This window comes from uncultured Umboniibacter sp., from assembly GCF_947497555.1.
Classification (GTDB): domain Bacteria; phylum Pseudomonadota; class Gammaproteobacteria; order Pseudomonadales; family DSM-25080; genus Umboniibacter.
On record NZ_CANMGY010000001.1, the window covers coordinates 495,365 to 514,294 of the forward strand.

21 protein-coding genes are annotated in these 18,930 nt (G+C 49.9%); 11 read left to right on the top strand and 10 right to left on the bottom strand.

Translation table 11 applies throughout. The features are described from left to right. Positions 1-13: 13 nt before the first annotated feature. Complete coding sequence (locus tag Q0698_RS02170; protein WP_298633258.1) at positions 14-928, bottom strand: recombination-associated protein RdgC; 915 nt, start codon at positions 926-928, stop codon at positions 14-16. Between the two features lie 159 nt (positions 929-1,087). On the opposite strand from Q0698_RS02170, the gene plsB reads away from it, so the two are divergent. Both plsB and Q0698_RS02180 read left to right on the top strand, forming a co-directional pair. Beyond that, positions 1,088-3,502 carry a glycerol-3-phosphate 1-O-acyltransferase PlsB gene (gene plsB / locus Q0698_RS02175; protein WP_298633259.1) on the top strand — a complete coding sequence of 805 codons (2,415 nt, stop codon included), beginning with the start codon at positions 1,088-1,090 and terminating at the stop codon, positions 3,500-3,502. 23 nt (positions 3,503-3,525) lie between these two features. Continuing rightward, a complete protein-coding gene (locus Q0698_RS02180; RefSeq protein ID WP_298633261.1) occupies positions 3,526-4,119 on the top strand; it encodes a 1-acyl-sn-glycerol-3-phosphate acyltransferase in 594 nt (197 codons plus the stop codon). Between the two features lie 91 nt (positions 4,120-4,210). On the opposite strand, the gene Q0698_RS02185 is transcribed toward Q0698_RS02180, so the two are convergent. Next, positions 4,211-4,846 (bottom strand): thiol:disulfide interchange protein DsbA/DsbL, encoded by a 636-nt coding sequence (locus tag Q0698_RS02185; protein ID WP_298633263.1) that lies wholly within the window; start codon positions 4,844-4,846, stop codon positions 4,211-4,213. 127 nt (positions 4,847-4,973) lie between these two features. After that, complete coding sequence (locus Q0698_RS02190; protein ID WP_298633265.1) at positions 4,974-5,618, bottom strand: c-type cytochrome; 645 nt, start codon at positions 5,616-5,618, stop codon at positions 4,974-4,976. A gap of 197 nt (positions 5,619-5,815) precedes the next feature. Between Q0698_RS02190 and yihA the strand changes: the two genes are divergently transcribed. The 6 genes from yihA (at position 5,816) to Q0698_RS02220 (ending at position 8,999) form a co-directional block, all read left to right on the top strand. Further along, complete coding sequence (yihA, locus tag Q0698_RS02195; protein WP_298633267.1) at positions 5,816-6,448, top strand: ribosome biogenesis GTP-binding protein YihA/YsxC; 633 nt, start codon at positions 5,816-5,818, stop codon at positions 6,446-6,448. Between the two features lie 98 nt (positions 6,449-6,546). Then, on the top strand, positions 6,547-6,942 hold the full coding sequence (locus tag Q0698_RS02200) for a VF530 family DNA-binding protein (RefSeq protein ID WP_298633268.1): 396 nt from the start codon (positions 6,547-6,549) through the stop codon (positions 6,940-6,942). Then, entirely contained in the window at positions 6,936-7,109 is a 174-nt protein-coding gene (locus Q0698_RS02205; RefSeq protein ID WP_298633270.1) for a DUF2986 domain-containing protein, read from the top strand. The genes Q0698_RS02200 and Q0698_RS02205 overlap by 7 nt, the downstream gene beginning before the upstream one ends. Positions 7,110-7,331: 222 nt before the next feature. Next, complete coding sequence (locus tag Q0698_RS02210) at positions 7,332-7,610, top strand: DUF6172 family protein (protein WP_298633272.1); 279 nt, start codon at positions 7,332-7,334, stop codon at positions 7,608-7,610. A 43-nt stretch (positions 7,611-7,653) separates the two neighbouring features. Beyond that, on the top strand, positions 7,654-8,115 hold the full coding sequence (locus tag Q0698_RS02215) for a DUF1456 family protein (protein ID WP_298633274.1): 462 nt from the start codon (positions 7,654-7,656) through the stop codon (positions 8,113-8,115). Between the two features lie 209 nt (positions 8,116-8,324). Next, positions 8,325-8,999, top strand: a complete 675-nt coding sequence (locus Q0698_RS02220; protein ID WP_298633276.1) for a type 1 glutamine amidotransferase domain-containing protein — start codon at positions 8,325-8,327, stop codon at positions 8,997-8,999. Positions 9,000-9,151: 152 nt separating this feature from the next. Here Q0698_RS02220 and polA read toward each other — a convergent pair whose 3' ends face one another. Continuing rightward, positions 9,152-11,890 carry a DNA polymerase I gene (polA, locus tag Q0698_RS02225; RefSeq protein ID WP_298633278.1) on the bottom strand — a complete coding sequence of 913 codons (2,739 nt, stop codon included), beginning with the start codon at positions 11,888-11,890 and terminating at the stop codon, positions 9,152-9,154. A gap of 133 nt (positions 11,891-12,023) precedes the next feature. Here polA and Q0698_RS02230 point away from each other — a divergent pair, with 133 nt between their 5' ends. Next, complete coding sequence (locus Q0698_RS02230) at positions 12,024-12,986, top strand: homoserine kinase (RefSeq protein WP_298633280.1); 963 nt, start codon at positions 12,024-12,026, stop codon at positions 12,984-12,986. 44 nt (positions 12,987-13,030) lie between these two features. Next, positions 13,031-13,792, top strand: coding sequence for a ZIP family metal transporter (locus Q0698_RS02235; RefSeq protein ID WP_298633282.1), 762 nt, complete (start codon positions 13,031-13,033; stop codon positions 13,790-13,792). 14 nt (positions 13,793-13,806) lie between these two features. On the opposite strand, the gene Q0698_RS02240 is transcribed toward Q0698_RS02235, so the two are convergent. The 5 genes from Q0698_RS02240 to Q0698_RS02260 are packed head-to-tail and all read right to left on the bottom strand — an operon-like array spanning position 13,807 to position 17,728. After that, positions 13,807-14,472 carry an SCO family protein gene (locus Q0698_RS02240; protein WP_298633284.1) on the bottom strand — a complete coding sequence of 222 codons (666 nt, stop codon included), beginning with the start codon at positions 14,470-14,472 and terminating at the stop codon, positions 13,807-13,809. Then, positions 14,469-15,395: a heme o synthase gene (cyoE, locus tag Q0698_RS02245; RefSeq protein ID WP_298633285.1), complete on the bottom strand. Its 927-nt coding sequence runs from the start codon at positions 15,393-15,395 to the stop codon at positions 14,469-14,471. Before cyoE ends, Q0698_RS02240 begins: the two co-directional genes overlap by 4 nt. Further along, positions 15,392-16,414 carry a COX15/CtaA family protein gene (locus tag Q0698_RS02250; protein WP_298633287.1) on the bottom strand — a complete coding sequence of 341 codons (1,023 nt, stop codon included), beginning with the start codon at positions 16,412-16,414 and terminating at the stop codon, positions 15,392-15,394. The genes cyoE and Q0698_RS02250 overlap by 4 nt, the downstream gene beginning before the upstream one ends. Before the next feature lie 11 nt (positions 16,415-16,425). Then, positions 16,426-17,016, bottom strand: a complete 591-nt coding sequence (locus Q0698_RS02255) for a hypothetical protein (RefSeq protein WP_298633289.1) — start codon at positions 17,014-17,016, stop codon at positions 16,426-16,428. After that, on the bottom strand, positions 17,000-17,728 hold the full coding sequence (locus tag Q0698_RS02260) for an SURF1 family protein (RefSeq protein WP_298633291.1): 729 nt from the start codon (positions 17,726-17,728) through the stop codon (positions 17,000-17,002). Before Q0698_RS02260 ends, Q0698_RS02255 begins: the two co-directional genes overlap by 17 nt. 44 nt (positions 17,729-17,772) lie before the next feature. Between Q0698_RS02260 and Q0698_RS02265 the strand changes: the two genes are divergently transcribed. Then, positions 17,773-17,994, top strand: coding sequence for a DUF2909 domain-containing protein (locus tag Q0698_RS02265; RefSeq protein WP_298633293.1), 222 nt, complete (start codon positions 17,773-17,775; stop codon positions 17,992-17,994). Between the two features lie 38 nt (positions 17,995-18,032). Here the strand turns inward: Q0698_RS02265 and Q0698_RS02270 are convergent, their stop codons facing one another. Continuing rightward, positions 18,033-18,923 carry a cytochrome c oxidase subunit 3 gene (locus tag Q0698_RS02270; RefSeq protein WP_298633295.1) on the bottom strand — a complete coding sequence of 297 codons (891 nt, stop codon included), beginning with the start codon at positions 18,921-18,923 and terminating at the stop codon, positions 18,033-18,035. Positions 18,924-18,930 lie beyond the last annotated feature (7 nt).

The window sequence follows — 18,930 nt, forward strand, 5'->3', positions numbered from 1 at the left end:
CTCAATGGGCCTATTACGCCGAATCGCTTCCTTCAGGCCCACCAAACGCAGCCAGCAAGTCATCTAAGAAGCCGCGATAGACCACCACCATTGAAGCAAACTCGTGGTCTAACTGAGCGGCAATCGAGTCACCATCTACGGTATCTAAACTCTCCTGGAAGGCATCCGTTAGTTTGAGTCGCTTAATGGCCAAATCCTCATCGACTATCGCCGACATCTGATCGCGCCACAGCAGCTCAAGGCGTTTTACTCGCTTACCCGATTCGAGCATGAGTTTAACTTCATCGCCCAACAAATCCTGTTCCTTCAATCGAGCAACACCACCGTCAACTTGACGACTAACTAACTCGGCTTCTTCGCCGACGACAAAATTCTGCGGCGCACGAGACTCTAGCCAGAGTGTTAGGGTGTCAGAGGGAAGTTGTTGCGTTGACCAGGGAACTAGCGCAAAGCTACCAATACTATCGCGCACTAAATTAATTAATTCTTCCGCTCGCGCAGCGCTACTACTATTTACCACAAACCAACCACGCTTTAGATCTAGGTAGCCGCTAATGAGGCTGGATTTAGTGAACGCTCGCGGCAATAACTCGACGAGGAGATCATCCTTCATCTGCGCTTTTTCTTTTTTATAGACCTTGCGCGCCTCATCCGCTTCGATATCGGCAATTCGCTCCGCAAGGAGCTCATTGATCACGCTGGCAGGGAGCACTTTTTCCTGTTTCTTCGCGGTAAGCCAGATACCTTCAGCCGCTTCATGGACCAGCGCTGTCGCATGCCTGCCAAAGGGAGAAATCCAACCTAACTTACTGGCATCTTGGCTGCCGCATTCAACGAATGCGTTGGGTTGTAGTTTCTCCTCTAGCACCATTGAGGTGAGGTCAAAGGGCTGGGTGAGCTGATACAAACGTAAATTCTTAAACCACATACTGCTAATTCTCGATAATATCTAAGCCGCCTATGGTAACATTGGCGTCAATGAAAAACCCGTGGAGTATCCCGAGAATTTTAGGTGATTAAACGGTTTTCTAAGCTAAGGTAATAGTTAGGAATTACAGCAGACGCTGGTCAATTTGGAAGATCACACATGAAATGGCTTACCCTTATCCACTACCGCATTGCTTCGATAATCCGATTTTGGATTCGACCAACGGTGCTCCCAAATGAGCTAGACGACGTCCAGGACGAACTGACGGGTGATATCTATTATGTGCTGCATGATCATTCCTTTACTGATCTCGTTGCGGCACAACAGGCTATTAAATCGTCTTCATTGCCGGCCCCAGCATCGCGAGACCATTGGTACGCGCTGACTGAGAAGACCGGATCTTTCTTCGCACGTCGCCACATCTATGACGCGAACCAAGCAGGGCAATTAATTCAAAGGGCTCGTGCCGGCCAGGTCATTCAGTTCGTGCCGCTCTCGATATTCTGGGGAAGAGCGCCAAAGCGAGAACAGTCCTTTTGGCGGCTCCTTTTTTCCTACAACAATTACGAATTAGGCGGCGGGATCCGCAAGTTTCTCGCCACCATCGCAGCGCGTAAGGATTTAGAAATACACGTTAGCAAACCGCTTTCACTCAACGCATTGGTGAGCAACGAGCAAAACAACGAAATATCAGCGCGTAAGCTTCATCGAGTTCTCCGTGTTCACTACCGTCAAGTTAAAACTGCAGTAGTAGGTCCGGACCTGTCCCACCGCCGCACAGTCGTTCGAGATCTCGTAAAAAGCCGCGCCGTGCAGCAGGTAATCGATGACAAGATCAAAAATGGCGACTCAACACGAGAACAGTTAGAAGCCAAAGCGCAAAAATATGGCAATGAAATTGCTTCGAGCTACAACACGCGAGCAATTCGAATTCTAGACAAGTTTCTTACCCGCTTTTGGAATAAAGTCTATGATGGTGTGGAGGTTGAGGGAATCGATCGTGTAAAAGAACTCGCTGGGACGCACGCCATCGTCTATCTTCCCTGCCATCGTTCTCATATTGATTACCTACTGCTAAGTTACGCGCTTTTCAAACAGGGACTTGCGGCACCCCATATTGCTGCAGGGATCAATCTTAATCTACCAATCGTTGGACGCCTTTTGCGCGGCGCTGGTGCCTTTTTCATTCGCCGTAAATTCCGTGGTGAACCGCTCTACAGTGCCGTGTTTAACGAGTATCTACATACTTTATTGCGTCGCGGTTTCCCGGTGGAATTTTTTATAGAAGGTGGGCGCTCAAGAACGGGCCGATCGCTTCCACCTAAGACGGGTATGATCGCGCTTATGCTTCGCTCCTACCTGCGCGATCACTCGAAACCTATTGCCATCGTGCCGATTTATGTTGGTTATGAAAAGGTACTCGAGGGCAACACCTATCTTGGCGAGCTCCGTGGTAAGCGTAAAAAATCGGAATCTATTTTCGGCCTCTTCAAGGTTGTCAAAACGCTAAAGGGTGAATTCGGTAAAGTTCGCGCTAATTTCGGAGAGCCTTTATGCCTCGATAATTTCCTAGATGAGCGGCAACCCGATTGGCGAAAGGCCGCCTCGGATAAGCCGGATTGGCTGCCTGAATTAACTAATGAACTGGCCGACGAAGCGATTAAGCGTATTAATGAATCGGCGCACGTAAATCGAGTCAGTTTGGTCGCCGCCGCAATTCTCTGCGCCCCACGACAGGCTTTGGGTGACACTACGTTGCTAGCGCAGATTGATTTCTATAAAGAACTGCTCAAAGCCGTTCCCTACAGCGCCGAGACGACCTTTGACGACCACGATGCGCTAGGGATGGTGGATCACTGCGAGAAGCTAGGCTTCACCGAGAAACGCATTGATTCAATGGGTGCGGTGTACCACCTTAGCGAGGTGAATAGTGTGCTACTCACCTATTACCGCAACAACATCCAACATTTGTTAGTCATTCCTTCGCTGCTTGCCTATGCATTAAACAATATGCGCGGTATCGGGCGTGAGTCGCTAATTCAGCTGGTGAATAGTGTGTACCCTTATCTAAAAAAGGAATTGTATCTAAATCTTGAAGATTACGAGGTGGAATCGGCGATTGAGGCCCACTTAACTTTCCTTCTCGAACATGGCATCTTGACCACAGAGGGGACCATTATTCGCGGCGCTGAACCCGGGTCAAATCAACAATTGATTCAACGCTTACTTGCTGCACATTGTCAGCCAATGCTCGAACGCTTCTATATTGTACTAAGCTTAATTCGGGCGGCGGATCAGCAGCCTTTATCAACGAAGCTTCTAGAGCAGAAGAGTGTTGATGTAGCACAGCGCTTAAGTATGATTCACGGAATCCACTCACCGGAATTTTTTGACAAGCGCCTTTTTGCTGGTTTCATTGAGCAACTCTATCGCCGGAAGGTGATTCAGGACGATGAAGGCTTCATTCGCTTTGGCCAACCGTTAACAGATATCCTGCTGCTTGCTGAACGCGTGATGAGTGTGGAAGTTGTCCAAAATCTGCGACTAGCAAAACCTCAGGCTGAGTTACCTTAACAGTAGGATTACACACAACTACGATGACTATTTTTACGACACCTGTGATTCGAACGCTCTTTCGTTGGCTATTTCAAATTGGCTTATTTGTGAGTGGTTGGCGAGTAGAAGATAAGCCGCTTCCCGATACCCGAAAAGGTGTGATTGTAGCGGTGCCCCATACTTCAAATTGGGACTTCCCAGTCATGATGGCGATTGCCTTTAAACTCGGTTATGACCTTCACTGGATTGGTAAGGCGAGTTTATTCAGGGGGCCCTTAGGGCCTTTAGCTCGATGGCTCGGCGGTATTCCTGTTGATCGCGACGCCCGCCGTAACCTAGTAGAGCAGGTCGCTACGCGTTTTAAAACCTCACAGGATTTATTTATTGTAATTGCCCCTGAGGGCACCCGCGGTCAGGTTGAGCAGTGGCGGTCGGGTTTCTATCACATGGCTAATCAGGGCGGTGTACCGCTTATCTTGGCGCACATTGACGGCCCTTCAAAAATAGCAGGCGTCCACTCGGAAGCGTTCTACACCACCGGTGACTATGACCGTGATATTAAGGAGATTCGTAAGTTTTATCGTTCATTCGTGGGCATTAAGGCCAAACGGCATTCTGAGATTGACGACGGGTAATCATAGAATCGTCATCGCTAAAATGAAAAATAAAAAAGGCCATGCTAATTTAATCGCATGGCCTTTTTTTATCGATAGCGATGACGGCTTTTTAACTAGCGCGTTCGTTACGCTCTTTATCAATTAGGTAACTAGCAATTTCCAACATCTGCTCAAACGTCAACGGGTTATCACGAGTTGAGCCAATCACATACTTACCGGCAATCATTAATTGAGGTGTACCAGTCACCCCTGCATTACGCTGGCGGCTATCGGCCATGCGAACCTGAGAGTCAACCGGGAAGCTAGTGATGAGGGAGCGGAAGCGGTTGGCGTCAAGGCCCATGCTCTCGACTAAATCTGCCATTTCGTCAACCTCAGTAAGACGCTTACGCTCTACTAAAATACTGGTGAAAACTTGCATGTGCTGTTCGTTAGTCGCTTCCATAGCCTTCAATGCGTAATACAACTTGGCGTGCTCACGCATCGCGCCCTGCCACATTGCTGGCGATTTGGTCACTCGCACGTCACTCGGGGCTGTATCTTCGAAGCGCTGAAAATAGGGCTCGAAATTGTAGCAGTGACCACATCCGTACCAGAAGAATTCAGTGACTTCGATAGAGGTTGAGCTAGTACGTAGTGGCGTCTCTAAAACGCGGTAATCCGTACCGGCTTCATACTGGGCCATACTGAATTGCGCTGTTGTTAGCGCGAAAATCGCGAGTGCACAAAGGCGAAGAAACTTCATATAAACTCCGGATACAAAATAGACAAATAATGTTTGAGATAAAAGAGAGCTTTTAGCGTAAAGAAAAAGGGTGGCCTTAGCCACCCCTCTCTTGTGCGAATTCTACTTAACAGACCAAGTTTTTGACTCAGTTAACACCCGCGATGTAGTTTGCCAACGCACGGATTTGGCGATCACTCAACATGGCAGCGACATCACGCATGATACGTGAATCACCATCGTTAGTTCGCGCAGAAGCATTGGTAGGGTCATCGGCACCGGTGCGGAACGCAAGCAGCTGAGTTGCAACATAATCAGCATGCTGGCCTGATAAACGAGGGAAACCTGCCGGAGCGTTACCCATACCTGTTGGGCTATGGCAACCAATACAAGCCGCTACGCCACGCTCTAAGTCGCCACCGCGGAAAAGCGCTTCTCCCTCTGCAAGTAGCTCTGCATCGTCAGCGCTAGCGCCTGACAACTGCATAGTGCCCGCCGCATAATATGCTGCAAGATCTTGAAAATCTTGATCGGTCATATTTGCTACGATGCCTGTCATCTCTAAAATATTACGCTCGCCAGACTTGACGTCACGAAGCTGCTTCAGCAAATACTTCTCTCCCTGACCGGCGATCTTCGGCCAAGCTGGATTAACTGAATTACCGTCTGCACCGTGGCAAGCTGCACATACAGCTGACTTAGATTCCCCAGCGCTTGCATCACCAGCCGCCATTGCAGGAGACATAGCTACAAGACCTAACGATAAAAGCATACCCTTGAAAAGCTTATTCATTACGATTTACCTAATAGTGATGTTATCCGGCGAGTAATATGATGTACTCGCTATTCCTTTGTAGTCAATTTAGGTTGCCGTCACCGCAAATGCAACGGTTTGCGCTAAAATTAACTAGATTCCCTACCTATTGTATGGATGATCGTCATTATATACTATCGCTTTCTTTTCGTCAGCGACTAACGAGGCAATAATAGATGGTAGATTTTCGACAGGCTAGTTTCGTCACCAGTGCAGCCAAATTGTCTCAATGCCCTGAGGATATCGGCGCAGAGGTAGCCTTTGCGGGCCGATCTAATGCTGGAAAATCATCGGCCATTAATACTCTGTGTGATCAAAAAGCGTTAGCACGAACGTCGAAGACTCCAGGGCGCACTCAGCTGATCAACTTTTTTGCTATGAACGAAGAGCAGCGGCTGGTTGATTTACCAGGCTACGGTTACGCGAAAGTACCCGTGGCGGTTAAAGAGCACTGGCAGAAACACCTCTCTGACTATCTAGAGCGTCGCCTCTGCCTTCGCGGGGTGATTCTTCTCTCTGACATTCGCCACCCACTAAAAGAGTTCGACATCCACATGCTAGATTGGGCGGCAAAGGCGCAGATGCCGGTTCACATCCTACTTACCAAAGCCGATAAGCTAAAGCGCGGCCCAGCTCAGTCCACCTTGCTAGGTGTGCAAAAGGCGGTAAGTTCCTATGGCCCTCAGGTTACAGCGCAAGTCTTTTCGGCTACTAAGCGCACCGGTCTGGATCAGTTGCGAAGCCATTTAAATGCTTGGTTGGACCTCAGTGATTTTGACGACGAAGACGAATTCGAGGTCTTGGACTAGACTCCAAAGATCATGAGCGCTAAACGGACGCTAGTTTAGCGCCACTACCTTACCTAAGCTTCCATTGCTACTCGCAGCTTACCAACACGGCACTACCTATGACCTCAAATATTGACTACAAGGCCAACCCACTGCACGGCTTAAAGCTCGAGACGCTCGTTGCCGAAATCGTGGCGCACTATGGTTTTGAAATTCTTTTCGCCTACCTGAATATTAATTGCTTCAAGACGAATCCCAGTATTGAGTCGAGTATTAAGTTTCTGAAGAAAACTCAGTGGGCGCGAGAGAAGGTTGAAGCATTCTACCTGTATGAATTCAAGAGCTTACCCAGAGCAACCGACGAGCAATTTCAGTATCCACCCCGTGATCGAATTGTCCCGTCTTATCAGAAGCCAGGCGAGCCCGCAGAGTTGAGTTTGGAAGATGCTGAACGGCTGCGTCAGGAACGTGAGCGCAAAGCGGCGGAATTCTCGTCGAGAGGTCGTCGATGGTAAACCGTCGAAAAAAAGCCAAGCAACTCTTCCTCGCCAAAAAGAAGAAAGCCAACGCCAAGCTCTCGCCCTCCACTAAGCCAAAGTACATCACAAAGGCAGATCGCGAGAAGCTTGCGGCGTCAAACGAAAGCATTGAGGACGAAAGTACTGGGGATGAAATCCGTTAAATTCCCAAGTTCCTCACGCTACTCGCTAACGCCCCTTATTCATCTACACTTCAGCACGCAGTGCTAATACTAGTTGTAGGGGTAAAAGCTTATCTGCTTGAACTTAAATAGCTTGGGTAATAGCAGCGTATTGCGCCAGAAGTGTTAGAATGCGCCCCAATAGATAGTTAACTGCCAGGCTTTTCATGCCTTGCATTGAGTGGCCACTTCCTAAGGATTCCTATGAAAAAGACGTTTAATCTTGAACACCCTAAGATCAAGGTGCCTCGCGTGGTTGATTCGGTAAAGCACGAAATAAAGAAATACCTCAAGCGCGAACGCGCTAAGGCGCTTCCGTCTGGCGCAAATTACTGGCGCTTTGACTGTAAGTTCGGCCAATCTGAAGAAACTGCTGTAGCCATCACGCTACCAACGCTTAATAGCCACATAGATGAGCTTGTTGATAACAACATCCTTACCCTTTACGTGGAACTTAAAGCACAACCTGTTTACGCAGACTAAGTCCTACACTTAGGGAGCTACACTTATCATTACTAACGATATTTTGCGCCGCGTGCGCTATATGTTCGACTTCAGTGACCCAGTTACGCTGGAAATCTTCAAACTTGGTGGCCATGAAAGTTCGAAGGAAGAGCTACATACTTGGTTAGCTCGGGAAGAGGAAGATAACTTCGTGCGCTGCCCGGATGACATGTTGGCACGCTTCCTAAATGGCTTGATAATCAAGAATCGTGGCGCCCGCGATGAGCGAATTCCTGAGCCTGAGCAAAAGATGACCAATAATATCGTGCTGCGCAAGCTGAAGATTGCACTCAATCTTCAAGCTGACGACCTCTTAGAGATGCTTAAGCTCGCGGACCTCAAGGTCAGCAAACACGAGCTTAGTGCGCTATTCCGCAGACCCGGACACAAGAACTATCGCTCCTGCCTAGATCAGTTTTTACGCAGTGTGCTTGATGGTATGACCAAGCATTATCGACCTACGAAAGCAAAGCCTAGCAAGTAGGTTGCGCCCTTCTCAGCGAGAGCCCTTGTCGTCCTCTCTGCAAGCTGAACTCACGCCTTCTCTATACGCTACAATAGAGAGGGCACGATACCTCACTCAGATCGGATCTAGTTATTTGTAACAGTATCGAAAAAAAATGACTCGCGTACCCTACGCTCACGCTGTCCAGCAGGACACTAGTCATTGCATTGAATAAAGAGGGTACAACAGTGAAAAAGATTCTTATTCCAGTAACCAACCACGCAACGCTGGGCACCACTGACGAAGCTAACGGTACTTTCGCACCAGAACTTACCCATGCACTACAGGTTTTTCTTGATGCCGGTTTTGACTATGACATCGCCTCAATCTCCGGCGGCGCAGTTCCGGTTTATGGTACCGACATGCCGGAAGACGCGGTCAACACCCAACTCTTAGCGGACGCCACTTTGCAGGCCAAGCTAGCCAACTCGATACCGGTGGCACAGGTTGATGGTGATGCCTACGATGCCATCTTCTACCCGGGCGGGTTTGGTCTCTTATCTGATCTAGCAGAGAACGAAGACTTTGCTGCGATAAGTGCTAAGCACTATGAAGAGGGCGGTATTGTGGCGGCGGTCTGCCATGGTCCAGCGGCGCTTCTTCCTATCACACTAAGTAATGGCGAGAAATTACTCGCGCATACCGCCGTAACAGGCTTCACCCGCGAGGAAGAGGTTGATTACGGCACCATTACGAATATCCCATTCCTACTGGAAGAAGCACTCGCACGGAACGCAGCGCGCTATAGTAAAGTGCAGCCTTGGGGTAGCTTTGTGGTAGAAGACGATAGAGTGATCACCGGCCAAAATCCAGCTAGCGCACACGCGGTAGGCGAAGCCGTCACGAAACATCTAAACCAGTAAGTAACCACCCAGGCGTTTCTAAACGCCAGGCAAAAAAAACCCTAGCAAATGCTAGGGTTGAATATCTGGGGACGTAAACATTAGGGATTAATGAATAACTGTTTATAAGACAACGCGAGTTTTAAGAAAGTTCAGACTTTTTTAAAAAAAGATTAATGTGCCTCATCCCAGTTCATTCCAATACCGTAATCGGCGACTAATGGCACATCCAAATCTGCCGCTTGTGACATGATTTTACAGAGTGAAATAGCAACCTGCTGCGCCTGTTCTTCTTTGACCTCAAGTACGAGCTCATCGTGAACCTGCATCACCACCCGGGCATCAACATCGTCCGCCACCAGCCACTTATCCACCGCGATCATGGCACGTTTAATGATATCCGCAGCCGTACCCTGCATCGGTGCGTTAATAGCAGTTCGCTCTGCCGCTTGGCGACGCATGCCATTGGTGCTATTGATGTCGGGTAGATAAAGCCTGCGCCCATACAATGTTTCTACATACCCTTGATCTGCTGCTTGGGCGCGAATTCGCTCCATATAATCTGCCACGCCTGGGTAACGCTCGAAGTAACGCTCAATGTAAGCTTGAGCATCTTTGCGACCAACGTTAATTTGTTTAGCTAGGCCAAAGGCACCCATTCCGTAGATCAAACCAAAGTTGATGGCTTTCGCTTTGCGGCGGCTCTCCGCATCCACTTCCATAGGCAGCAGGCCGAAGACCTCTGCGGCGGTAGCACGGTGAATATCCTCGCCCGCTGAGAATGCCGCAATCAGGCCTTTATCCCCAGATAGGTGCGCCATAATACGCAATTCAACTTGGGAGTAATCTGCAGCCAACATCACATAACCCGGTGGCGCCACAAAGGCCTGCCGGATGCGGCGGCCTTCAGCAGTGCGAATAGGGATATTTTGCAAATTTGGATCCGAGCTCGATAAGCGCCCTGTCGCGGTGACCGCCTGATGATAACTTGTGTGTACACGGTTAGTGCTAGGGTTAATGAGCTGCGGCAACTTATCCACATAGGTAGACTTTAATTTGGTAGCACTGCGGTACTGCAGGATCACCTGCGGTAGCTCATACTCCTCAGCTAACTCAATCAGAGCAGGTTCGGCCGTGGATGGCGCTCCTTTCGGTGTTTTCTTCTTTACTGGGATGCCAAGCTTATTATACAGAATCTCGCCCAGCTGCTTGGTTGAACCTAGATTAAAGGTCTCACCCGCAATCTCATGAGCCTGCACTTCCAAACGACTAATCGTTTCGCCCAATTCAATACTTTGCTTCGCCAGCTGTGCGGGATCGATCATTACCCCTGTCCGTTCGATACGTGACAACACATCTACCAACGGGCGCTCAACGCGGTTATAAAGCGAGAGCAGTGAAGGTTGGGTTAACAGCTGACCGAATAATTGTTGATGTAGTCGCAGGGTGATATCCGCATCTTCTGCTGCGTAGGGCGCTGCCGTGGTGATATCAATCTGATTAAAGCGCAACTGTTTAGCGCCTTTGCCGGCAATTTCTTCAAAGGAAGTAGTCTTCACCCCAAGGTGTCGATCCGCCAAGGTGTCCATGTCATGTTTGGAACCCACGCTATTGAGAACATAGCTCTCCAACATGGTGTCAAAGCAAATGTTAGCAATTTGGATATCGTAACGAGCGAGAACATTCTGATCATATTTGAGGTTCTGCCCAACAATTTGCTTATTCGGATCTTCGAGGATGGGTTTGAGTGCCTGTAACACGGCATCTCTATCTAGCTGCTTTGGCGCATCGAGATAGTCATGGGCTACCGGCACATACGCAGCTTTGCCAGACTCTACCGAGAAGGAAACGCCCACAATCTGCGCTTCCATGTAGTTGAGACTTGTGGTCTCAGTATCGAAGGCAATCAGGGGCGAACTCTGAAGCAGTGCAAGCCATTCATCGAAGGCGGCTTGCGTCAAAACGGTTTCATACTCCACATTTACCGGTGCCGCAGCAACGGGCGCTGCAGGCTCGGCGGCGGCACTGGTTACGGTACCACCTAACTCGCGGATCCAGGTCTTGAACTCCATGGCTTCGTAGAGTTCAGCCAAGCGCTCGTTATCAGGTTCGTTAACTGCCAGATCTTCAGCGCCTACTGCCAACTCACAATCCAGTTTGATGGTGGCCAACCAGTAGGACATTTCTGCGGCCTCGCGATTCGCCTCAAGCTTAGGAGCCATGGTCTTGGCACCTCGAAAACCGAGTGTTGCTACCTCGTCGAGTCGTTCATATATTTGCGCAATACTGCCCAACCCTTGAATCAACCCCAGCGCGGTCTTTTCGCCCACTCCCGGAACGCCCGGTATGTTATCGGCCTTATCGCCCATCAGCGCGAGTAAATCGATAATTAATTCTGGGCCAACACCGAATTTCTCAACGACACCGGCAGGGTCCAACTTAGTTTCCGTCATGGTGTTCTCAAGGGTGACGAATTCATTGACCAACTGAGCCATATCCTTATCTCCGGTGGAGATAATGGTATGAATGCCTTTCTCTGAAGCTTCTCGAGCTAGAGTGCCGATCACATCATCCGCTTCCACACCTTCCACGACGATGCGTGGTAGACCCATGGCATCAATAATGTCGTGGATAGGCTGAATCTGTGAACGCAAGTCGTCGGGCATCGGTGGGCGCTGCGCTTTGTATTCACTGTAGCGTTCGTCACGGAAGGTCTTACCTTTGGCGTCAAAGACCACGGCCACCGGACTACCGGGGTAATCCTTAAGCAGCCGCCGCATCATATTGATAACACCTTTAACGGCGCCAGTGGGTTGGCCCTTGGAATTGTTTAGAGGCGGCATCGCGTGAAAAGCGCGATAGAGGTAAGAGGAACCGTCAACGAGAACGAGGGGCGTTGTGGCCTGAGTCATAGAATTCACTACCGATAAAATTTAAGCTAAAGAATAACGCGATTTACAATGATTATCAGCCTCTTCGGTGGCTATTTTCGTTAATCGCTTGGTGTTACTATCGCACTATCGGATTGAATCTCGGAGACCTTTCATGGCCGTTTACACCCAACTCACCACCGCACAGCTTGAGTTACTGTGCGAACCCTTTAATCTTGGTGAGGTGGTCTCGTTTCGCGGTATTGAAGATGGGATCGAAAATACCACCTACTTCGTGGATTTCAGCCGTAACGGTGAGATTGAAGAAACGGTTCTCACCATTTTTGAATATCTTAGCGCCGATGATTTACCCTTCTTTATCGAACTGACCACGAAGCTTGCCGAACGAGGCTTGGCGGTTCCGTGTCCGTATCGAACTGTCGAAGACAATGCCGTGGTGTATTTTGAGGCCAAAGCGGCCTTGCTATTTCCGCGCGCCGAAGGCGGTCATGTGACTCAACCCACTGCGGATCAGTGCGGTCAAGCGGGTGAATTCCTCGCTGCGATGCACCTCAGCCACGTACGCCCACCCTCCTTACACCACGTAAACACCCGAGGACTCGGATGGATGCAGCGTACCGCGGAGACTATCTATCAAGGCTTGGAAACGGCGGAACAGGAATTAGTGGATCAGCAATTTGCTGACCACCTTCAACACCTCGATTCAATTAGCTCATTGCCTAGCGGAATTGTCCATGCGGATCTATTTCACGACAATGCCCTGTTCCATGATGGCCAACTGTCGGCCGTCATCGACTTCTATTTCTCTGCTACAGATGTTTTCCTGCTTGATCTCGCTATTGTGGCCAACGACTGGTGCTGGGATGAGCGGCATAACGACTACGATGCCCAAAAGCTGCAGCAGCTAGTTTCACGCTATCACGCGGTCCGCCCAGTTACTAGCCAGGAGCAGTCGCTATGGTGGTTAGTTTCTAGGGTCGCCATGATGCGCTTTTGGCTATCTCGCCGTGAAGATGAGCTGCAACAGACCGGTCGACGTTTGAAATCTGCCTATCAGCTGCGCCGCAGATTGGCGCAATTAATTGCACATCCTAGCGATATTGCACAATACTGTTGATATACTCCGTGCAATTTCATTAATCATCGCGAAGAGATTCACCCATGGATCACACCTTAATGTTGGTCGGTTTTGCCGTACTGGTATTCATTGTCACCTGGCTGGCGGGTTTGCCGCCGTTTCGACATCAACATCGCAAGCGCATTGGCGTTGATTACTCTACGGGTGAGGCGCTTGCCTGCGGCATTTTCCTGGGCGCGGCACTACTACATATGCTGCCGGAAGCGAATGAGGCATTTCATAATCTAGGCTATCACTACCCGTTTGCGTTTGTGGGTGCTGGAATCGTCTTTTTGCTGCTGCTTTGGTTGGAACACTTAGGTACCCACCTTGCGGATCATCACCACGCCAATAGTCCAGCCTATGCATGGTTATCCACAGCCGTTCTCTCTATCCACTCCGTACTCGCCGGTGCAGCGCTGGGTTCCACAGATCATCTGAGCACCGCCATCATTATTATGGTTGCTGTAATAGCCCACAAATGGGCTGCAAGCTTCGCACTTGCCGTAAAGCTAGTACAAAGTGGCAAGACACTGCAAAGCAACCTCGTTGCCTTCGGCCTATTCGCCTTTGCCTTCCCTCTGGGATTGATCGCTGGAGTATTAACGGCTGACGCTAGCGCTAGTAGTACCGCTCAACTGCTAGAGCCGTCTTTTAATGCCTTTGCCGCAGGTACTTTCCTATACCTCGGGACACTGCACGGTTTAACCCGCGCTACCTTGATTAATCGCTGCTGTAATCGCCGTGATTTCAACTTCGTGATTATTGGTTTCGTGTTGATGGCAGCAGTGGCTAGCATTCACTAGCCACTCACCGCAACCTAACCGCGCCAGGATTGGCGGATAGAATTGAACGTTAAGACCAGCTGAGTTGGCAGGAAGGGCGGCTTGAAGAAGCCCTGATAGTGGCCATAAGGATTAATCAGGGCGATGTTGCCACTGTGATCGACGGAGTAGTAAGTGTCATCGGCATAGACCTTATTAAAGGCCACGTTGAAGTCAGCCGCTAGCTGCTTTACCTGCAAGTACTCACCGGTTAAACCACGGAAATCTTCGTCGAAGAAGCGAACGTAGGGACCAAGTATCTCGGCACTGTCTCGGTCTGGGTCTACGCTAACCAACATAAACTGGACATTCTCGGCCCTACCTTGGTTCTCGAGCATCGCCTTCATATCACGCATCTGAGCCATGGCTGACGGGCAGATGTCGGGGCAATTTACAAAACCGAAAAACGCCAAGGTCCATTTGCCCTCAAAGATCGTATTGTCAGCGGGAGCGCCCGATTCATCCAAGAGTTGAAAGGGGCGAGGTATCCGCGCGGTATCAAAGACGAACGCATTATTGGCGCGTAATTCAGGCGTAGAAAGCACCCGCGGCTGCGTAAACTTCCAGAAGAAGCCAATCAGCATCAGTAACGAAAAGCCTATGGTAAGCACTAAGGTCCACTTAATGCCCTTTGATTGTTGATGAGTTACTGCTGCGGTCATACTAGGGCTCCATTAGCTTGAATGCTGAAGGTTGGCGTCATTAAGTAGTGGTCCAAAATCATGGCCACGAACAACACCAACAGATACACAATGGAATACTTAAAGGTTTCCATACCCGCATTGGGGTGCTTATCGAAATATAAAATCAAGCTCCAGTAGAGAAAACCAGCGCCCAATACCACAGCCGCTGCGAGGTAGAGCAGTCCAAACATCCCCGTCAGCCAAGGTAACAGGGTTACCAGTAGCAAGATCACGGTATATAGCAGTACGTGGAGTTTGGTGTAGGGAATACCGTGCGTTACCGGCAGCATGGGAATGTCCGCTTTGGCATAATCATCACGACGGTGAATAGCGAGCGCCCAGAAATGCGGCGGCGTCCAGATATAAATCACTAGCACCAACAGCAACGCGTGAGGATGAATTTCACCCGTTACCGCCACCCAACCTAATAGTGGTGGTGCCGCGCCGGCTAATCCACCAATAACAATATTCTGTGGGGTCGCTCGCTTAAGGTATAAGGTGTACACCACCGCGTAACCCAGCAGGGAGGCAAAGGTTAACCAAGCGGTAAGCGCATTAATAAAAGCGAACAGAATACCCATTCCTAGGCCACCGGTAATGAGTGCGAAGAGCACGCCTTGGGTGGTAGTAAGTCGTCCAGTGGCTACTGGTCGATTTTGGGTGCGAGCCATCTTGGTATCAATGCGCTGATCAACAAGATGATTCACCGCAGCAGCAGAGCCAGCGCACAGCGCAATCCCAAGATTGCCCAGTACGAAAACATCCAAGGGGATTAGTCCCGGTGTTGATAACACCATGCCAATTGCCGACGTGACGATCATCAAGGCCACTACATTCGGTTTACTCAACTCCAGATAATCGCGCCACATTGGCCGCGCTGGGATACTCGTAGTTTGCGTCATGCTCGTTGCTCCACGGCAGCGTGCTGCGCGTTTGTTGTCATCGTGAATAGGCGGTGATCTAGGGTAACCAGGCAAAGCAATAAGGCGGCACCACCGGCGTTATGTAATACCGCCACAGCTAGGGGCAGGGCGAAGATAATGTTACTTAAGCCCAACGCAATCTGCGCACCCAAAACCAATCCCGTTGCCAATACCCAGCGACGGGCAAGGTGATCACCCGCTCGCCAAACCTTCAGTAATAGGGTTAGAAGAATCAACGTGACGACGATAGCGCCAACACGATGACTGAAGTGAATCGCTATTCGCGCATCATTATCTAGCTGACCGCCTAAATAGTTAGGGCCAATCTCCTGAAAGATGTCGAAGCCCTCTTGGTAATCCGCAGTCGGTAGCCAATAGCCATGACAGGTGGGCAAGTCCGTACAGGCTAATGCCGCATAGTTGGAGGAGGTCCAGCCGCCTAAGGCCACCTGAAGCACTACTGCAACGGTAGCCACCACGGCTAATCGTTTAAGTGCCACCAAGCCGCTGTTTTGCGGCCACTTAAACCGCCATAGCCTTTGGAAAAGTAGCCATAGCAACGCCAGCGTTGTGAAGCCCCCCAAAAGATGAAGTGTGACCACTTGAGGCCAAAGCTTTAAGGTGACCGTCCAGGCACCAAAGGCGCCTTGGAGCAGGACCATAAAGAGCAAACCAATCGATAACTTGCGCGGGCCGTTACGCCAGCAGAGTAATACCAAGCCAATGATGAATAGACCTACCGCAGAGGCGAAGTAGCGATGAACCATCTCCGGCCAAGTCTTATCCGCTTCTACGGGGGTATCAGGGAAGGCTTGGTTCGCCGCAATGACCTCATCGGCTTCGGTGGGCCATAGCACATGTCCGTAGCAGCCTGGCCAGTCTGGACAACCTAGGCCTGCATCGACCAATCGGGTAAAAGCACCTAAATTCACCGCTAGCGCGGTAATGACGAGCGCCGCGATCACTACTTTGCGGGCGAGAGCAATTTTTTCGTTCATTGAGGCCCCCCTTAGCGAACTAGCTTTTTCAGATCGAAGAGCAAGTCTTCGCCGGTGTGCTCGCTGCGATATGCCATCATTAGCCAACCGCGCGGATCAACCAGAAAATAGTCACCGTCCGCAAGCTGTGTTGGCTCACTGACGAGCGCCCATTGCGCTTGATTCGCCATCACCATAGTTGTGCCCGGGTGCTCGGCTTCCATAAACGCCACGAACTCGGCCGTTGGTGGGCTAGTAAGTACAGCGATACGGTCAATATCAATCGCACGTTTGCCCTGGCGCAAATGAACTTGTCGTGTGGTGTATAGGGTGTCTCGACACGCAGTACTGCAGTCTCCCAACACAGGAATAACCATGTGCCAAAGCGACTCAGGCGTATATAAACTGCCGTCGAGTTTGTTGTAGACAAAGTCTTCCGTGGCAATAGGGGGCTGAATTAGCTCACCTTTATTAGTGGTGCCAGTCGGCACACCAAAACCAGTATAGAAAACTGCATAAGCCGTAGCGAGAACCACCAGGGGAATGATCAGTAGAACAGCAAGCTTGCGCCTGTTTGATCGTATCGTTGCCTCGGTGAGGGAATCTTCAGCGTACATCTGCATGAACCTCTCCATTATTATTATTTTTTTTACTTCTTATGAATACCACAATCCAGAGGATTAGCAAAGCAAAGCTCATGCAAAACCACTGCACAGCATAGCCAAGGTGTTTTTCTGGGCCAATTCGATTGAACTGCCAGTTGGTCGCTAGTGCATCGGGATGCTCAGCAACTAACCTTATCTCGGTAATTATCGGGGCGCCTAAACGGTCCGAAAGCACCTTTAGATCACGCGTCTGAACAAGGGTACTAGCGGTGTCGACACGCTGATTTAATACTGGATTTTGATCCACGGGCGCTATTCGCCCAAGCACTTTCGAATTCTTCGCAGCGCTGATGGCAGGTAGCGACGCACCGTAATTCCAACCTACAAAGCCGCGATTCACTAACACCAGCCCTTCATTAGTCCGAAACGGAACTAAGACTTCTACGCCAGCCTGACCGTCATAGGTTCTATTCTGCAACAGTAACGCCTCTTCGTTCAGCCATTGCCCCTGCGTTTCGACCAAGCGGTGTACAGGATAGCTGTCCATCTGAGCAAGCCTCGCTGCCGGCTGCTGCAATTGTTGCTCCAAAGCCTGCCATTGTTCTGCTCGCCAGTCCGCGCGTTGTAGCTGCCAAAAACCGAGGTTAATCAGCAGGATCAACAACGCCAAACACAGCACATGGAAAGACCAGTGCAGTCGACGAATTGTTGCAGGATTTTGACTTAGCATGTGCTTTAATACCTCATCACACATTTTATGTTGGAGCGGAAATCGTGCTTAAACTTCTTATCGCAATTTTGTTTGTCGCTATGGTGATTTCACTCACCAGTGGCTTCGTCTTCCTAATGAAGGATCACGCTTCAAGCAATAAAAAGCGCCTAATGTGGGCACTCGGTATACGTATTGCTCTGGCCGCCGCGCTTATTGGCACCACAGCCTACGGCATCTGGAGTGGTCAGCTACAAGTGGGTGCACCGTGGTCTAATCGCTACTAGGAAATAAAAGGGCCGATCACGCCGGCCCTCTGATTTACTTATACCAATACGTAAACGAAGATAAATAAACCTACCCAGACTACATCAACAAAGTGCCAGTACCAGCTAGACGCTTCAAAGCCGAAGTGGTCATCAGCTTTAAAGTGGCCTCGATAACTGCGCACCAGCTGAACAAACAGCATGAAGGTACCCAAAGTTACGTGCAGACCATGGAAGCCGGTAAGTAAGAAGAAGGTTGAACCATAGATTCCAGACTCAAGCGTCAGCCCCAACTGCGTATAGGCTACCCAGTATTCTTCCGCCTGGAAGAATAGGAAAGCAACACCCAGGATCAGCGTGGCAATTAGCCAGTTGTGGAACTTCTTGCGCTGATCATGCTTTAAGGCATGGTGTGCAAAGTGAACCGTCACACTGGATAGCAACAGTAGGATAGTATTGAGCAAAGGCAAACCGTTCCAGGGAATCACTTCGCCCGGGCCTTTGAACATTGCACTATCGCCGTTAGCTGCCTGGTCAGGTGTTACCATCAGCGGCCAGGTTGCCTGAAACCCGTTCCAAAGTTCATTAGTCACTGCTTTATCGCCTTCACCACCTAACCACGGTAGTGCAAAGGCGCGCACGTAAAACAGTGCGCCAAAGAAGGCAGCAAAGAACATCACTTCGGAAAAGATAAACCAGCCCATACCCCAAACATAGGAGCGCTTGAGCTGCGCAGAGTTCATCCCCGCAAGGTTTTCTCGCGCCGCAGTGGCAAACCAGCTATACAAAACACCGGAAAAAAACAGCCCACCAAAGGCGAAAACCCAGGGGCCGTTACTTGATCCATTTAGCCATAAACCAGCGCCAAACACAGTTAAGAACAACGCTAGCGACGCCAAAATTGGCAGCTTGCTTTGTTCCGGTACGTAATACGTTCCTTCAGCAGACATAATCAGT

Excerpts from the sequence above, each read along its gene's own strand:
- Q0698_RS02235 (WP_298633282.1), top strand. The coding sequence starts at position 13,031 with ATGGATCACACCTTAATGTTGGTCGGTTTTGCCGTACTGGTATTCATT.
- Q0698_RS02260 (WP_298633291.1), bottom strand. The coding sequence starts at position 17,728 with ATGCTAAGTCAAAATCCTGCAACAATTCGTCGACTGCACTGGTCTTTC.
- cyoE (WP_298633285.1), bottom strand. The coding sequence starts at position 15,395 with ATGACGCAAACTACGAGTATCCCAGCGCGGCCAATGTGGCGCGATTAT.
- Q0698_RS02240 (WP_298633284.1), bottom strand. The coding sequence starts at position 14,472 with ATGACCGCAGCAGTAACTCATCAACAATCAAAGGGCATTAAGTGGACC.
- Q0698_RS02190 (WP_298633265.1), bottom strand. The coding sequence starts at position 5,618 with ATGAATAAGCTTTTCAAGGGTATGCTTTTATCGTTAGGTCTTGTAGCT.
- Q0698_RS02270 (WP_298633295.1), bottom strand. The coding sequence starts at position 18,923 with ATGTCTGCTGAAGGAACGTATTACGTACCGGAACAAAGCAAGCTGCCA.
- Q0698_RS02230 (WP_298633280.1), top strand. The coding sequence starts at position 12,024 with ATGGCCGTTTACACCCAACTCACCACCGCACAGCTTGAGTTACTGTGC.
- Q0698_RS02170 (WP_298633258.1), bottom strand. The coding sequence starts at position 928 with ATGTGGTTTAAGAATTTACGTTTGTATCAGCTCACCCAGCCCTTTGAC.
- plsB (WP_298633259.1), top strand. The coding sequence starts at position 1,088 with ATGAAATGGCTTACCCTTATCCACTACCGCATTGCTTCGATAATCCGA.
- Q0698_RS02200 (WP_298633268.1), top strand. The coding sequence starts at position 6,547 with ATGACCTCAAATATTGACTACAAGGCCAACCCACTGCACGGCTTAAAG.
- Q0698_RS02180 (WP_298633261.1), top strand. The coding sequence starts at position 3,526 with ATGACTATTTTTACGACACCTGTGATTCGAACGCTCTTTCGTTGGCTA.
- Q0698_RS02210 (WP_298633272.1), top strand. The coding sequence starts at position 7,332 with ATGAAAAAGACGTTTAATCTTGAACACCCTAAGATCAAGGTGCCTCGC.
- Q0698_RS02255 (WP_298633289.1), bottom strand. The coding sequence starts at position 17,016 with ATGCAGATGTACGCTGAAGATTCCCTCACCGAGGCAACGATACGATCA.
- polA (WP_298633278.1), bottom strand. The coding sequence starts at position 11,890 with ATGACTCAGGCCACAACGCCCCTCGTTCTCGTTGACGGTTCCTCTTAC.
- Q0698_RS02185 (WP_298633263.1), bottom strand. The coding sequence starts at position 4,846 with ATGAAGTTTCTTCGCCTTTGTGCACTCGCGATTTTCGCGCTAACAACA.
- yihA (WP_298633267.1), top strand. The coding sequence starts at position 5,816 with ATGGTAGATTTTCGACAGGCTAGTTTCGTCACCAGTGCAGCCAAATTG.
- Q0698_RS02250 (WP_298633287.1), bottom strand. The coding sequence starts at position 16,414 with ATGAACGAAAAAATTGCTCTCGCCCGCAAAGTAGTGATCGCGGCGCTC.
- Q0698_RS02205 (WP_298633270.1), top strand. The coding sequence starts at position 6,936 with ATGGTAAACCGTCGAAAAAAAGCCAAGCAACTCTTCCTCGCCAAAAAG.